We start from the raw sequence: 14,574 nt of genomic DNA on the forward strand, positions 1-14,574 counted from the left end.
TCAGAAGAACCCCATGCCAATAATCACGACATCCCCAGGATGAACAGAGTGCGTTAAATCGACATTCTCAAGCAGCTGATTGCTCCCTGACAGGCGAATGTTGATATCTTTTCGGTCAGCACGATCTGTAAATCCACCCGCCTGCGCAATAGATTTCTCGACGGTAAGCCCTGGCTCATAGGCGAAGCCATTTGGACTTTTTACCTCACCTGAAACATAGTATTTGCGGAACTCGGCAATACTCACCGTCACCATCGGAGATGTAAAATAATCTCCGGTCAGGCGTTGAGTTAATTCTTTAGTCACTTGATCAACGGTTTTATCTTGTAATTTAAGAGCACCAACAAACGGGAAATTAATTTCCCCGCTCTTATCCAAAATAAACCGCATCGTCATATCGGGTTGACCATGAACAGCGATATTGACCGTATCCCCCGCCCCAAGCCGATAATCCTGCTGAACAGTAGCAGGATCGTCCATTAATCGCGGGCTGGACGCTGTGCATCCGACCAACAGGATACTGAATAGCAAAACCGCGCACAGTTCTATTATTTTCATTTTAGATCTGAACCTTAGCTTTAAGCATAATCATAGAATTATCATAACCCAACGTTCTAATGACTTCCTGATTGTCGTTGGGACCGATATAAAACGAGTCAGTATCCTTATTCGAATTTAATGTATCTATCTGATATTTAATCTCAAAATTAACCGACGGCGTGTAGTCATAGCTCATGGTGACGCTAAACACGCCATCTTTATCATGCCGATCCTTGTTCTGTTTTTTATAGTCTTCCGAAGTGAATGAGTAGTCCAATAAAGTAGAAAAACGAGTACCTAACCAGAAATGCTGGTAAGAAAGGCCATACTGGGTCACTAAAATATATCCCCCAACTTCCGATGGGTCTTTAATGCTTTGCGCAGAATGGGCCGTGAAAACAGACTGCTGTAACGGCTTCCACTCCGCTTTTATGTCCCAGTTTAGACCATTAAAATCATGCGAGTTTGCGTTGTTTTCAAATGTTTTATACAGCCATGAAATATTCATGTCGACATTGGTTTTCCCCGTCAACTGCGACTTCAGGCCATACAGCAAATAATACTCATTAGTGTCTTTATCTGAGTTGTTATCATAGCGACGCTGGTTAGTAATAAAGCTATAGCGAAAGCGCGTTCTGGATGAGTATTGGTCAAAAACTTCCGCTATCAGGCTATTTTCATGCCATTCCTGTTCCTGAATATAATTGTAGAAGTCCTCACTGCTGTCCCGAACATCAGAGGTGTTACCGAAAGTCAGTTTTTTGTATAACAATGCCAGTTCCGCTTTGCCGCGACCATCAGGCGCACCGTAGCTGTAACGCAATTCACTATTGATAAAATTCGTCGTCAGCGGAGATTTAATCCCATACTGCTCAAACTGACTCGGTAGAAAACCCTCGGTGATATCACGGCCGCGGGATTCATGCCCAAGCGAATCCTCCAGATTGAGGGTTAAGCCATGCATGAGCCCATAACGCCAGGCACCGTTAAAACGGAAAAAATGATCGTTGTAGTTATCAGCAGAATCGCTTGAGTAGTTACGATAATCCCCAGAGTACATCAGCAAATACTTATCCTGACCACGCTCTCCAATCATACTCAGAACGGGCGCAGCACTCTGAAACGAGGAACCGATAGCATCGCTGCTATGTGGCTGATAAGACACGTTATCATTATAACCATAGTCCACAGAGACCTTGCCCTGGAAGTCTATCCCCGCAAAGCCAATGTGTGATTTCGGTGTTAAATCAGCCCATGCGGACTGCGATATCACGATTCCGGTAATAACGAGTAATTTAGTATGCATTCTTACCGACAAATCCTTTGAAAATAGTTTTAATAATAATTTTTATATCCAGCCATAACGACCAGTTTTGAATGTACTCAATATCGTACTGAACCCTTTTTTCCATCTTATAAAGCGCATCGATTTCCCCACGGAACCCGTTGATCTGCGCAAGCCCAGTGATCCCTGGCTTAACTTTATGGCGAATCATGTAATTTTCGACCTGTTTGCGGTACTGCTCATTATGCGTAACCGCATGAGGTCTGGGACCGACAATCGACATACTTCCCTGCAAAACATTAATAAATTGCGGAAGTTCATCCAGCGAAGTGCGGCGCAAAAAGCTCCCGAATTTGGTTACCCGTGGATCGTTTTTAGTGGCCTGAATAACCGTATCGGAATTCTCCATGACGCGCATAGAACGAAACTTCCAGACCTTAATTTTTTGCCCGCTCAAGCCATAGCGGTCCTGTTTGAAAAAAACAGGCCCACGGGACGTGAGTTTGATACCAATGGCAATCGCCAGCATCAGGGAGGAAATCATCACCATAATGACGCTGCCAAGAACCAAATCTTCCGCCCGCTTAATAAACGAGCCAGCCCCCTCAAAAGGTGAACTAAAGATACCGATAGTTTGCAGATTGTGGATGGATCGTAACTTGGACATGTTGTTACTGTAGGTATAAAAGTCAGGGACAATATAGGTATCTACGGTGGTGTCTGACATCATGGCCAAAAAGTGACGAATGCGATGTAAAGCAACCATCGGTAAAGCAATATAGATTTCGTCTATGTTTCCCTTCTTGGCTTCCTCGACCAGATTGATAACCGGACCACGAAAGGGACTTTTAACCTTATCAACGACATCGCCACAACGAGATAAGGCGCGCTCATCATAAAAGGCCAGATCTAATGTGATATTGGCGTATTCATTCATTAGCGCGGTTTCTGCGGCCAGACCATTGTCGGTCAGACCAATAATCGCCACCCGTATACTCTTTTTCGTTGAATACTTAAAAATAAAAAAACGAATGTAGTAAAGAAAAGGTAATGGAATGAAGTACCAGTAAATAATGGCTGAATAAAAAGGGGAAGGCAGTCTGTCTAAGTAGCCCAGTGACTCAGGTTCAGCCACCGTCATACTGACCAGTTCGTTAAAAAAAATCGCCAGCAGCGTACAAAAAACCAAGCGCTTTTGATTACGTAAACCGATCGTCTTAATCTTTTGCTGGTACATTTTAATGTATTCAGCAAACAGCAAGAAAAAGATGGAGAAGAGAAGACTCAAAATGGCAATGGTGTTAAAGGGCACCAAACCCAGCAAATGGGCGCTAAAAATTAACGTCACATTGATAACAATGAAATCGACCAGTTTTAAAAAGACTGGATATCCCTGGCTGCTAATCTTTAGCGATTTTTTAAGCATATCTCAGCCCATTATTTATTGATCTTTAATTGTTTTTTTCTCATTTCATGTTGCTAATTATATCACAAGTCTAAAAAACGCAATGGCACATTGTCAGTAAATGTAAAAAATAATACTCATTACTGTGACAACCCTCTCCAGTGAAATCGTATCTATATGATTTTAATGCAGTTGATATCAATAGAAGTTTTATCTACCTCAGCAAAAAAGATAACCTTTAACAACATTATCGCTATTGACAGATAACATCTCATGGTCTATGAAAGAGTGTTTTATGTATGATAAATTGCACAAAAGTATTGTTTCAGTGACGTTGAATCACTTTAGCGTTACTGTTTAATACAGTAATTAAAATAAAAACAGCTGCCTTAAGACAACATTTCAAATGATATTAATAATACAATTAATTACTTTTTATTATAATTAAACAACAAATATCATCACCATGAATACCTCATACGGTAACGCTTAAAAAGCGTACCTGAACCCTCAGCCCACCTAATGTCTCACTACGCGTTAGCTGAGGATGCGTGCGATGCAGGCGAGCAATATCATTGACCAGCGCCAGGCCGATCCCGGCGCCTGGGACATTGCCTACGTTATCAAGACGATGAAACGGTAGCAGAGCCTGATGAACCATCTGCTCATCTATGCCCGGTCCGCTATCTTCGACCACCAGCACCACGGCCTCTCCTTCTCGTTGCAGTCGGGCGGTCACCATCCCCTGTGACGGCGTGTATTTCAGTGCGTTATCCAGCAGATTCCCACACAGTTCACCGAGCAGCACTTCATCTCCCTCGACCCACACCGCGTCCTGTTCCCCTTCATAGCCCAGATCGATCCCTTTACTACGCGACTGCGCCAGTCGGGTAAAACAGCTGCTTTGCACCACCTCATACAGATTAACCGGCGAGAAATGCCTTTCCCCCTGCTCCTTGCGCTTCACCGCAGACAACTGCAACAGCCTCTCCGTCAGTTGAATGGTATTATCGAGCGTGCTACTCATGGCTTGTAAACTCTCATACCATTGCCGCGGTTCGGCGCTGGCGAGAGCCACCGATGCCTGAGTTTTCAGTACCGCCAACGGCGTTTTGAGCTGATGGGAAGCATCCGCGCTGAAGCGCTCCTGACGAGAGATCAGACCGCGAAGTCGGTCCAGATAACGGTTGAAAGCCACAATCAGCAGACGGGTTTCCGACCATGGCAGCAGTTCCGGCAGCGGCGTCAGCAGGCCTGGCTCACGACGCACCATCAGCGATGACAGCTGGCGCATCGGGCGCAGCACCCGGCGCAGCAGCCAGCCAACCATCACCAGCGTCAGCAGCACCAGTAGCCCTTGCGAAACCCACGAGGAAAACAGCAGCTGTCGCGCCAGATAGCGCCGCGATTGCAGCGTTTCGGCAACATAAATCTCCGCCATGCCGACAATGCCGCCTTCGTTGACAGGCTGCAGCAGACGCGCCACACGGATTGCCTCACCGCGATATTCAGTGTGATAAAACCATGCCAGCGCCGGATAAAGCCGCGTGCGCGAGGTAGCTGGCGGCATCGCCGGTAAATCGTCATAACCAGAGATAACCTTCCCCGCCGGATCAACCACTTTGTAGTACAGTCGGTCATTCATATTCAATTCAAAGCTGTCCAGCACCACCCATGGCACGTTCACTTCCAGCTGTTTATTGCGCACCACCAGCCGCTCGGAAACGGTCCTGGCGGATGAAAGGAGCGTGCGGTCATACGCCTGGGTCGCCGCCTGTAGCGCACTGACATAGCTGTTAAATGCCGACAGCCCCCACAGCAACATTAGCGGCAAGCCCAAAAACATCAGCAGTTGCAGGTACAACGATTGGGGTTTAACCCACTTCATCGCTACGCTCCAGCACATAGCCCAGACCGCGCAGCGTAGCAATACGCACATCGCTTCCCTGTAGCTTTTTGCGCAAACGATGGATATACAGCTCAATGCTTTCGGGACTAACCTCATCACTCAGGCTGAAGACCTGCTCAAACAACTGCTGACGTGAAACCGGCCGCAACCGACGGTACATCAGCACCGTCAACAGCGCCTGTTCACGTGGCGTGAGCGCCAACGGCTGCCCCTGCAACAGAAAATAGCCTTCATCGTGAAACGCCAGCTCCCCCAGTTGCTGTATGCCTTGCACCTGTCCCGCACTGCGACGCAGCAAGGCCCGCAGCCGGGCATCCAGTTCCTCGATTTCAAACGGCTTTGCCAGATAATCATCGGCTCCGACGTTCAACCCTTTCACCCTATCGGCCACCGCGCTACGCGCCGTCAGCAGCAGGACAGGAAGCGTCTGCCCGCGTTTGCGCAGCCGCTGAACGACTTCCAGACCATCCAGCCCCGGCATATTGATGTCTAGCACCGCCAGCGCATACGTTTCGCTATGTAAAAGATGGTCGGCTGCCAGGCCATCAAACACGCAGTCAACGGCAAAACCGTTTTGCACCAGCGCTTTCTCCAGCCAGTGAGCTAACTCACGGTTATCTTCCGCTAATAAGAGACGCATATCACATCCTGTAAAGTTTCTGCCGCATTGAAAGGGAATTGAAAGGTTAATGTTTTAACAATCACGCAACCGAACTGCTACACATCGGCTCACATAATCACAAAAATCTTCTTCCGTACCCGAAAATCCGGTTTTCCGGCGTGAGGATAAACAATGAAAAAACAGTTACTTCGTACCCTTACTGCAAGCATTTTATTGATGAGTACCTCTGTACTGGCGGAACAAGCGCCATCGCGCACTGAATGTATCGCCCCTGCTAAACCCGGCGGCGGTTTCGATCTCACCTGTAAGTTGATTCAGGTGAGCATGATGGAAACCGGCGCTATCGAAAAACCGATGCGCGTCACCTACATGCCCGGTGGCGTTGGTGCCGTGGCCTATAACGCGATCGTCGCTCAACGCCCGGCTGAAGCGGGAACCGTAGTGGCCTTCTCCGGCGGCTCACTGCTGAACCTGTCACAGGGCAAGTTTGGTCGCTACGGCGTGGATGATGTCCGCTGGCTGGCAAGTGTGGGTACCGACTACGGCATGATTGCCGTGCGCCAGGACTCACCGTGGAAAACGCTGAAAGATCTGCTGACGGCAATGGAAAAAGACCCTAACAGCGTGGTCATTGGTGCAGGTGCCTCTATCGGTAGCCAGGACTGGATGAAGTCGGCGCTGCTGGCGCAAAAAGCCAATGTCGATCCACACAAGATGCGCTATGTGGCCTTTGAAGGCGGTGGCGAGCCGGTTACCGCACTGATGGGCAATCACGTGCAGGTGGTTTCCGGCGATCTCAGTGAGATGGTGCCTTACCTCAGCGGCGACAAAATCCGCGTGCTCGCGGTGTTCTCTGATGAACGCCTGCCGGGACAGTTAGCCAACGTGCCAACCGCCAAAGAGCAGGGTTATGACCTCGTGTGGCCTATCATTCGTGGCTTCTACGTTGGGCCAAAAGTCAGCGACGCCGAGTATCAGTGGTGGGTTAATGCCTTTAACAAACTCCAGCAGACCGATGAGTTTAAAAAGCAGCGCGATCTGCGCGGCCTGTTTGAATTCAACATGAGTGGCAAACAGCTCGACGACTACGTGAAAAAGCAGGTCACGGATTATCGTGAGCAGGCGAAAGCCTTCGGTCTGGCGAAGTAAACGCAGAGGCAAAGATGATGAGCGATCGTATTTTCGCAGGTATCTGGCTGTTGCTCTGCATAGCCGGGCTGTTCGTGGCCTGGCAAATCAGCAGCGAATACAGCTATGAACCCGTAGGGCCGCGTCCCTTCCCGCTTGGCATTATCGGTCTGATGTTGGTCTGTGCCGTGGCGCTGCTGTTGCGCCATCCGGACACCATCAGTTGGCCCCGTCGCCACGTGCTGCAAAAGCTGCTGACGATGGTCATTGTTCTGTTGATGTACGCCTGGGGTTTTGAGTGGCTCGGTTTTCCCATCGCCACCGCCATTCTCACCGTGGTGATTGGCATGCTGTTCGGTGCAACCATCCCGGCTGCGGGTATTTCCGGCGCGGTGCTCGGCATTCTGCTGTGGTATGCCTTTGACCGACTGCTTGACGTCACCTTACCACTCGGCGCCTGGCTGGGTTAACGGAGAAACGATGGATACCTGGATTTATCTTTCTCAGGGTTTCGCGGTGGCAATGACACCGGAAAACCTGGTCATCGCCTTGATAGGCTGTTTTGTCGGCACCATTGTGGGTTTGCTGCCCGGCCTTGGACCGATCAACGGCGTGGCGATCCTGCTGCCGCTGGCCTTTGCTTTGCATCTGCCCGCAGAATCCGCGCTGATCCTGCTGGCTACAGTCTACATAGGCTGTGAATATGGCGGGCGCATCTCCTCCATCCTGTTGAATGTTCCCGGCGATGCGGCGGCGATTATGACCGCGCTGGATGGTTACCCGATGGCGCAGCAAGGACGCGGTGGCGTGGCGCTCTCTATCTCGGCGGTCAGCTCTTTCTTTGGTTCGCTTATCGCCATCGGCGGCATCATTCTGTTTGCCCCGGCGTTAGCCCAATGGTCGCTGGCCTTCGGTCCAGCGGAATACTTTGCCTTAATGGTTTTCGCCATTGCCTGTCTCGGCAGCATGATGGCGCAAAATCCGCTGAAATCATTTCTGGCAGCGCTTATCGGTCTCGGACTTGCGACCGTCGGCGTAGACGCCAACACCGGGGTTTATCGCTTTACTTTTGACAGTGTCCATCTCTCTGACGGTGTGCAGTTTATCGTGGTGGTGATTGGGCTGTTCTCTGTCTCTGAAATATTGTTAATGCTGGAACATACCAGCAGTGGCCAGACGCTGGTGCGTAAAACGGGCCGCATGTTGTTCAACGCCAAAGAAGGCGCACAGTGCGTAGGGGCCACCCTGCGTTCATCAGTGATTGGCTTTTTCGTCGGCGTTCTGCCTGGCGCTGGCGCCACCATTGCCAGTGCCATCACCTACATGACCGAGAAAAAGCTCAGCGGCAACAGCGACAGCTTTGGCAAGGGGGATATTCGCGGCGTTGCGGCGCCAGAAGCCGCCAACAACGCCTCGGCCTGCGGCTCTTTTATTCCGATGCTGACGCTCGGCGTGCCGGGCTCCGGTACCACGGCGGTGATGATGGGCGCGCTAACGCTGTACAACATCACCCCGGGTCCAGCCATGTTTACCGAGCAGCCGGATATCGTTTGGGGGCTGATTGCAGCGCTGCTGATTGCTAACGTAATGCTGCTGGTGATGAACATTCCACTGATCGGTCTGTTTACCCGCATGCTGACCATCCCGCTGTGGTTTTTGGTACCGGCTATCGCGGCAGTTTCCGCGGTTGGCGTGTACGCCGTTCACAGCACCACCTTCGATTTGGTATTGATGGTCGCCCTCGGCGTGCTGGGCTACATCCTGCGTAAAATGCACTTCCCAATGTCGCCATTGATTCTGGGCTTCGTTCTCGGGGAAATGCTGGAGCAGAACCTGCGCCGGGCGTTGTCTATCAGTAACGGCAGTATGGATATTCTGTGGGCCAGCGGCGTGGCGAAAGTGCTGCTGGTGATGGCGGTACTGGTTATCGTGGTCCCGCCGGTGCTGCGCATGATCCGTAAACGCAACAGCAAACCGCAGGTGGATATCGGCTAACAAATTGCCGGATGGCGGCGCTATTGCGCCCTATCCGGCCTACAATTTGGCTCGGTTGTAGGCCGGATAAGCGCAACGTCATCCGGCATTTTCATCTTCAGCGCAAACTTCGCGTTCCTTCCAGCAGGTGCTCAACAAACCGTGTCAGCTTAGGCAACGGACGCAAATCCTGTCGCCACAGCAAATGAATTGGCCGCGGCTGCGGCGTAAACCCTTCCAGGATCCGAATCAATTTCCCCGTAGCCAGTTCTTGCGCCAGCAGCACCTCAGGTTGCAATAACAGCCCAGCCCCCGCTACCGCCGCCATACGCAGGCCATGACCATCGTTACAACGCAGGATCGCATCGCGCTTCCATCTGACCTCCCCCGTCACGCCAGGCAGTATCCACTCGTTGCGAGCCGTCCACACGGTATGGGACAGGCACAGATGATCCACCAGATCCGCGGGCGTCCGGGGGGTGCCATGGCGGGCAAGATAATCTGGCGAAGCACAAATTGCCATACGGTAGGGACACAGGTATTTCGCCACCACGTCTGTCTGATGGATATCGCCAATGCGGATCGCCAGATCGACACCTTCATTCACCAGATCAACCATCCGGTTGGTGAGATCCAGTTCAATGCGCACCTCTGGCCAGGTCTGTAAAAACGCAGCGGCCAGCGGCGAGATCACGCAAGCGCCAAAAGAAGTGGGCGCGCTAATGCGCAGCGTCCCCGCAGGTGCCAGCCGCAGACGCTCTACCGAACGTTCGGCTATCAATACCTGCTCCAGCACACGACGGGCTTCTTCAAAATAGACGCGTCCGGCATCGGTCAGACTCTGGCGGCGCGTATTGCGCTCCAGCAAACGCGTGCCGAGCTGCGCTTCCAGTTGGGTGATATATTTTCCCACCATCACCGCAGACATCTCTAGCCTCGTCGCCGCAGAAGTAAAGCTCCCACTCTCCACCACGGCGACAAACGTTTCCATGCCGCGCAGTTTATCCATATTACAAACCCCTGGTTAGTAATCATCTAACTTTTAGCCAGTTTATCTGATTTCATTTTCATTAAAGAATAGCGGCTCACACTATTGCGGAGGTGGTTATGAAAATCGTCATTATTGGTGCCAGTGGTACAGTGGGTCGCGCAGTTACAGAAGCATTGAGCCGTAAACATGAGGTGGTCCGCGTGGGTCGCACTCAGGGGGATTACCAGGTCGATATCACCTCGCAGGAGAGTGTCGAGGCCTTGTTTGAAAAAGTCGGTCGGGTAGATGCGATCGTTTCCGCCACCGGTAATCTGTTCTTTGGGCCGCTGTCGACAATGACCGACCAGGACTTTAATCAGGGGCTTCAGGATAAGCTATTAGGCCAGATACGCCTGGCATTAACCGGGCAGCATTTTCTGAATGCTGGCGGATCGATAACGTTAATTAGCGGCATTATCGCCCACGAGCCCATCGCACAGGGGACAAACGCCGCAACGATTAATGCCGGGCTGGAAGGATTTGTTCGCGCCGCGGCCTGTGAACTAGGCCATGGTCAACGCATTAACCTGATAAGTCCGACCGTGCTGAGTGAATCCGCCGAAGCTTACGACAGTTTCTTCCCGGGCTTTGAAAGCGTGCCCGCCACCACCGTCGCCAACGCCTACCGCCGCAGTGTGGAAGGCATCCAAACCGGGCGTATTTATAAAGTCGGTTACTGACTTTGCCGCTGCCGTTGACTCATCACCAACGGCAGCGTGATTAACCCACTGTTTTAAAATACTTTATCTTTTCCCTCGCATTAACCCACACCCTTCACAATGTTAAATAATTGTTGCTTTTGATCACAAATAATAAACAAACAAGTTCATTCTGTGCGCGTTTTTCAAAAATGTAGATATTTTTAATTTATGGCTATGAAACGAGCTGCGCCATATCTCCCTGACAATCTACTGAGAGGAACGATTTGATGAACGCACTGACTGCCGTAAAACCGAACGCTGAAGATCCAGCCCAGCACTACAGCGGTTTCACGCTGAAACCGTCAGCCCAATCCCCACGCCTGCTGGAGCTGACTTTTTCTGCTGAGACCACTGAGCAATTTCTGCAGGCCGTCGCGCAGTGGCCGGTTCAGGCGCTGGAATACAAATCCTTCTTGCGCTTCAAAGTGGGCAAAATCCTCGACGACCTGTGCGGCAATCAGTTACAGCCCCTGCTGCTGAAAACCCTGCTCGATCGTGCCGAAGGCGCACTGCTAATCAATGCCGTTGGCGTAGACGACGTGGCGCAGGCGGAAGAGATGGTCAAGCTGGCAACGGCGGTAGCGCACCTCATCGGACGCTCTAATTTTGATGCGATGAGCGGTCAATATTACGCTCGTTTTGTGGTGAAAAACGTCGATAACTCAGACAGCTATCTGCGCCAGCCTCACCGAGTGATGGAATTGCACAACGACGGAACCTACCTCGAAGAAATCACCGATTACGTGCTGATGATGAAGATCGACGAGCAGAACATGACCGGCGGTAACTCGCTGCTACTGCACCTCGACGACTGGGAGCATCTGGAGCAGTACTTTACCCATCCTCTGGCGCGTCGCGCCATGCGCTTTGCCGCACCGCCAAGCAAAAACGTCAGTCAGGAAGTGTTCCATCCGGTATTTGACGTTGACCAGCAGGGCCGCCCGGTAATGCGCTACATCGACCAGTTCGTCCAGCCAAAAGACTATGAAGAAGGCGTCTGGCTGAGTGACCTGTCCGATGCGCTGGAAACCAGCAAGAGCATTATTTCCGTTCCGGTTTCAGTAGGTAAATTCCTGCTGATCAACAACCTGTTCTGGCTGCACGGGCGCGATCGTTTCACTTCGCATCCGGACTTGCGCCGCGAACTGATGCGCCAGCGTGGTTATTTTGCGTACGCGACAAACCACTACCAGACCCATCAGTAAGCGCGAAGGAAAAGCGGATGTATGATTTTGTGATTATTGGCGGCGGCATTATCGGCATGTCGACCGCCATGCAATTGATTGATGTCTATCCGGACGCCAAAATCGCGCTACTGGAAAAAGAGCCCGGCCCGGCCTGCCACCAGACGGGCCATAACAGCGGCGTCATTCACGCCGGGGTCTATTACACCCCCGGCAGCCTGAAGGCTCAGTTTTGCCTGGCCGGAAATCGCGCCACAAAAGCCTTTTGCGACCAAAACGGTATCCGCTACGACGTCTGCGGAAAAATGCTGGTTGCCACCTCCGCTTTGGAAATGGAGCGCATGCGCGCGCTTTGGGATCGCACCGCCGCTAACGGTCTGGAGCGCGAATGGCTGAATGCGCAGGAACTTCGCGAGCGTGAACCCAATATCACCGGACTGGGCGGCATTTTTGTCCCGTCGAGCGGGATTGTCAGCTACCGCGAAGTCACCGCCGCGATGGCGAAAATTTTCCAGGCCAAAGGCGGTGAGATTATTTACAACGCCGAGGTCAGCGCGCTGAAAGAGCATGCTGCGGGCGTGATTGTCCGTACCCGTCAGGGCCAGGAATATGAAGGCGCGACGCTGATTAGCTGTTCTGGCCTGATGGCGGACCGACTGGTAAAAATGCTCGGCGTTGAACCTGGCTTTATCATCTGTCCGTTCCGGGGCGAATATTTCCGCCTGGCGCCAGAACATAATCAGATAGTTAACCATTTGATCTACCCCATCCCCGACCCGGCGATGCCGTTTCTCGGCGTTCATCTGACCCGGATGATTGACGGCAGCGTCACCGTCGGCCCCAACGCGGTACTGGCATTTAAACGTGAAGGCTACCGTAAACGTGACTTCTCGCTCAGCGATACGCTGGAGATCCTCGGCTCTTCTGGTATTCGCCGCGTGCTGCAAAACAACCTGCGCTCAGGGCTTGGTGAAATGAAGAATTCGCTGTGCAAAAGCGGTTATCTGCGGCTGGTACAAAAGTACTGCCCGAGCCTGACGCTCAAGGATCTGCAACCGTGGCCTGCGGGCGTACGGGCACAGGCGGTATCACCTGATGGCAAGCTTATCGACGATTTTCTGTTTGTCACCACGCCACGCTCAATTCACACCTGTAACGCCCCTTCTCCGGCGGCAACGTCGGCGATCCCTATCGGCGCACATATTGTCAGCAAAGTTCATGCGCTGCTGGAGAACCAGAGTAATCCCGGACGCACGCTGCGTGCGGCACGTAGCGTGGAGACATTACACGCCGCATTTACCCGTTAAACCGATTAAGACAGGAAGCAATCATGCAACTTAACGATCCAACCTTATTTCGCCAGCAGGCACTGATCGACGGCAACTGGCGTGACGCCAACAGCGGCGAGACCATCGCGGTAACCAATCCCGCCAACGGTCAGCAATTGGGTAGCGTACCTAAAATGGGGGCAGATGAAACCCGCGAAGCGATTAACGCCGCTAACCGCGCTCTGCCGGCCTGGCGTGCGCTGACCGCCAAAGAGCGAGCCAATATCCTGCGCCGCTGGTTCAACCTGATGATTGAGCATCAGGACGATCTCGCCCACCTGATGACCCTGGAACAGGGTAAACCGCTGGCGGAGGCCAAAGGCGAAATCACCTATGCCGCCTCATTTATTGAGTGGTTTGCCGAAGAGGGCAAACGCATCTATGGCGATACGATCCCTGGTCATCAGGCCGATAAGCGTCTGATCGTCATCAAGCAGCCGATCGGCGTTACCGCCGCGATTACGCCGTGGAACTTCCCCTCAGCGATGATCACCCGTAAAGCCGGTCCGGCGCTGGCAGCTGGCTGTACGATGGTGCTTAAACCCGCCAGCCAGACCCCTTACTCCGCACTGGCGCTGGCAGAACTGGCTAATCGCGCCGGGATCCCGGCAGGCGTTTTCAGCGTAGTGACCGGTTCTGCAAGCGAGGTTGGTAACGAGCTGACCGGCAACCCGCTGGTGCGCAAGCTGTCATTTACCGGCTCGACCGAAATCGGCCGTCAGTTAATGCAGCAGTGCGCCAAAGACATCAAAAAAGTATCGCTGGAACTGGGCGGCAATGCGCCGTTTATCGTCTTTGACGATGCCGATCTTGATAAAGCCGTGGAGGGCGCGCTGGCATCGAAGTTCCGTAACGCTGGTCAAACCTGCGTCTGCGCCAACCGCCTGTACGTGCAGGACGGCGTGTATGAGCGCTTTGCTGAAAAACTCCAGCAGGCGGTGAGCAAGCTGCATCTCGGCGATGGTCTGCAACCTGACGTCACCACCGGACCGCTGATCGACGATAAAGCGGTTGCCAAAGTGCAGGAACACATCGCCGACGCTCTGGATAAAGGCGCGCGCATTATCACGGGCGGCAAGCCTCACGCGCTGGGCGGTAACTTCTTCCAGCCCACCATCCTGGTGGATGTGCCAGATAACGCGAAGGTCGCCAAAGAAGAAACGTTCGGACCGCTGGCTCCGCTGTTTCGTTTTAAAGACGAAGCTGACGTCATCGCTCAGGCCAACGACACCGAGTTTGGTCTGGCCGCCTATTTCTACGCCCGTGATTTAAGCCGCGTCTTCCGCGTTGGCGAAGCGCTGGAGTACGGCATCGTCGGGATTAACACCGGTATTATCTCCAACGAAGTCGCCCCGTTTGGGGGGATAAAAGCCTCCGGTCTTGGCCGTGAAGGATCGAAATACGGCATCGAAGACTACTTAGAAATCAAATATATGTGCATCGGCCTTTAATAAAACAAATACTGGAG

At 52.3% G+C, this 14,574-nt stretch carries 13 protein-coding genes; 7 read left to right on the plus strand and 6 right to left on the minus strand.

Features of this window, described 5'->3' with window-relative positions; translation table 11 throughout:
- The 5 genes from OGY71_RS16870 to tctD form a co-directional block, all read right to left on the minus strand.
- A complete protein-coding gene (locus OGY71_RS16870; RefSeq protein ID WP_003826038.1) occupies positions 1-558 on the minus strand; it encodes a polysaccharide biosynthesis/export family protein in 558 nt (185 codons plus the stop codon).
- 1 nt (position 559) lies between these two features.
- Positions 560-1,846: an outer membrane beta-barrel protein gene (locus tag OGY71_RS16875; RefSeq protein WP_003826036.1), complete on the minus strand. Its 1,287-nt coding sequence runs from the start codon at positions 1,844-1,846 to the stop codon at positions 560-562.
- Positions 1,836-3,251 (minus strand): undecaprenyl-phosphate glucose phosphotransferase, encoded by a 1,416-nt coding sequence (locus tag OGY71_RS16880; RefSeq protein ID WP_003826035.1) that lies wholly within the window; start codon positions 3,249-3,251, stop codon positions 1,836-1,838. The genes OGY71_RS16875 and OGY71_RS16880 overlap by 11 nt, the downstream gene beginning before the upstream one ends.
- A gap of 454 nt (positions 3,252-3,705) precedes the next feature.
- The gene (locus tag OGY71_RS16885; RefSeq protein WP_286613482.1) at positions 3,706-5,118 is read right to left on the minus strand and encodes a sensor histidine kinase; all 1,413 of its coding nucleotides are present in this window, start codon (positions 5,116-5,118) and stop codon (positions 3,706-3,708) included.
- Positions 5,105-5,779 (minus strand): transcriptional regulator TctD, encoded by a 675-nt coding sequence (gene tctD / locus OGY71_RS16890; RefSeq protein ID WP_003826032.1) that lies wholly within the window; start codon positions 5,777-5,779, stop codon positions 5,105-5,107. Before tctD ends, OGY71_RS16885 begins: the two co-directional genes overlap by 14 nt.
- A gap of 153 nt (positions 5,780-5,932) precedes the next feature.
- Between tctD and OGY71_RS16895 the strand changes: the two genes are divergently transcribed.
- Genes OGY71_RS16895 through OGY71_RS16905 form a run of 3 tightly spaced genes read left to right on the plus strand, consistent with a single transcriptional unit; the run spans position 5,933 to position 8,884 of the window.
- On the plus strand, positions 5,933-6,910 hold the full coding sequence (locus tag OGY71_RS16895; RefSeq protein WP_125112810.1) for a Bug family tripartite tricarboxylate transporter substrate binding protein: 978 nt from the start codon (positions 5,933-5,935) through the stop codon (positions 6,908-6,910).
- 14 nt (positions 6,911-6,924) lie between these two features.
- Positions 6,925-7,359 (plus strand): tripartite tricarboxylate transporter TctB family protein, encoded by a 435-nt coding sequence (locus tag OGY71_RS16900; RefSeq protein WP_100247225.1) that lies wholly within the window; start codon positions 6,925-6,927, stop codon positions 7,357-7,359.
- Positions 7,360-7,369: 10 nt separating this feature from the next.
- Positions 7,370-8,884 (plus strand): tripartite tricarboxylate transporter permease, encoded by a 1,515-nt coding sequence (locus OGY71_RS16905; RefSeq protein WP_003826025.1) that lies wholly within the window; start codon positions 7,370-7,372, stop codon positions 8,882-8,884.
- A 97-nt stretch (positions 8,885-8,981) separates the two neighbouring features.
- On the opposite strand, the gene OGY71_RS16910 is transcribed toward OGY71_RS16905, so the two are convergent.
- A complete protein-coding gene (locus tag OGY71_RS16910; RefSeq protein ID WP_286586750.1) occupies positions 8,982-9,872 on the minus strand; it encodes a LysR substrate-binding domain-containing protein in 891 nt (296 codons plus the stop codon).
- Between the two features lie 98 nt (positions 9,873-9,970).
- Here OGY71_RS16910 and OGY71_RS16915 point away from each other — a divergent pair, with 98 nt between their 5' ends.
- The 4 genes from OGY71_RS16915 (at position 9,971) to gabD (ending at position 14,557) form a co-directional block, all read left to right on the plus strand.
- Positions 9,971-10,573, plus strand: a complete 603-nt coding sequence (locus OGY71_RS16915) for a short chain dehydrogenase (RefSeq protein ID WP_003826021.1) — start codon at positions 9,971-9,973, stop codon at positions 10,571-10,573.
- A 248-nt stretch (positions 10,574-10,821) separates the two neighbouring features.
- Positions 10,822-11,799: a glutarate dioxygenase GlaH gene (gene glaH / locus OGY71_RS16920; RefSeq protein ID WP_003826020.1), complete on the plus strand. Its 978-nt coding sequence runs from the start codon at positions 10,822-10,824 to the stop codon at positions 11,797-11,799.
- 17 nt (positions 11,800-11,816) lie between these two features.
- Complete coding sequence (lhgD, locus tag OGY71_RS16925) at positions 11,817-13,085, plus strand: L-2-hydroxyglutarate dehydrogenase (protein WP_003826017.1); 1,269 nt, start codon at positions 11,817-11,819, stop codon at positions 13,083-13,085.
- 23 nt (positions 13,086-13,108) lie between these two features.
- Positions 13,109-14,557 carry an NADP-dependent succinate-semialdehyde dehydrogenase gene (gene gabD, locus OGY71_RS16930; protein ID WP_149334867.1) on the plus strand — a complete coding sequence of 483 codons (1,449 nt, stop codon included), beginning with the start codon at positions 13,109-13,111 and terminating at the stop codon, positions 14,555-14,557.
- Positions 14,558-14,574: the final 17 nt, after the last annotated feature.

The organism is Citrobacter sp. Cpo109, assembly GCF_030332565.1.
In the GTDB taxonomy this organism is placed as follows: domain Bacteria; phylum Pseudomonadota; class Gammaproteobacteria; order Enterobacterales; family Enterobacteriaceae; genus Citrobacter; species Citrobacter portucalensis.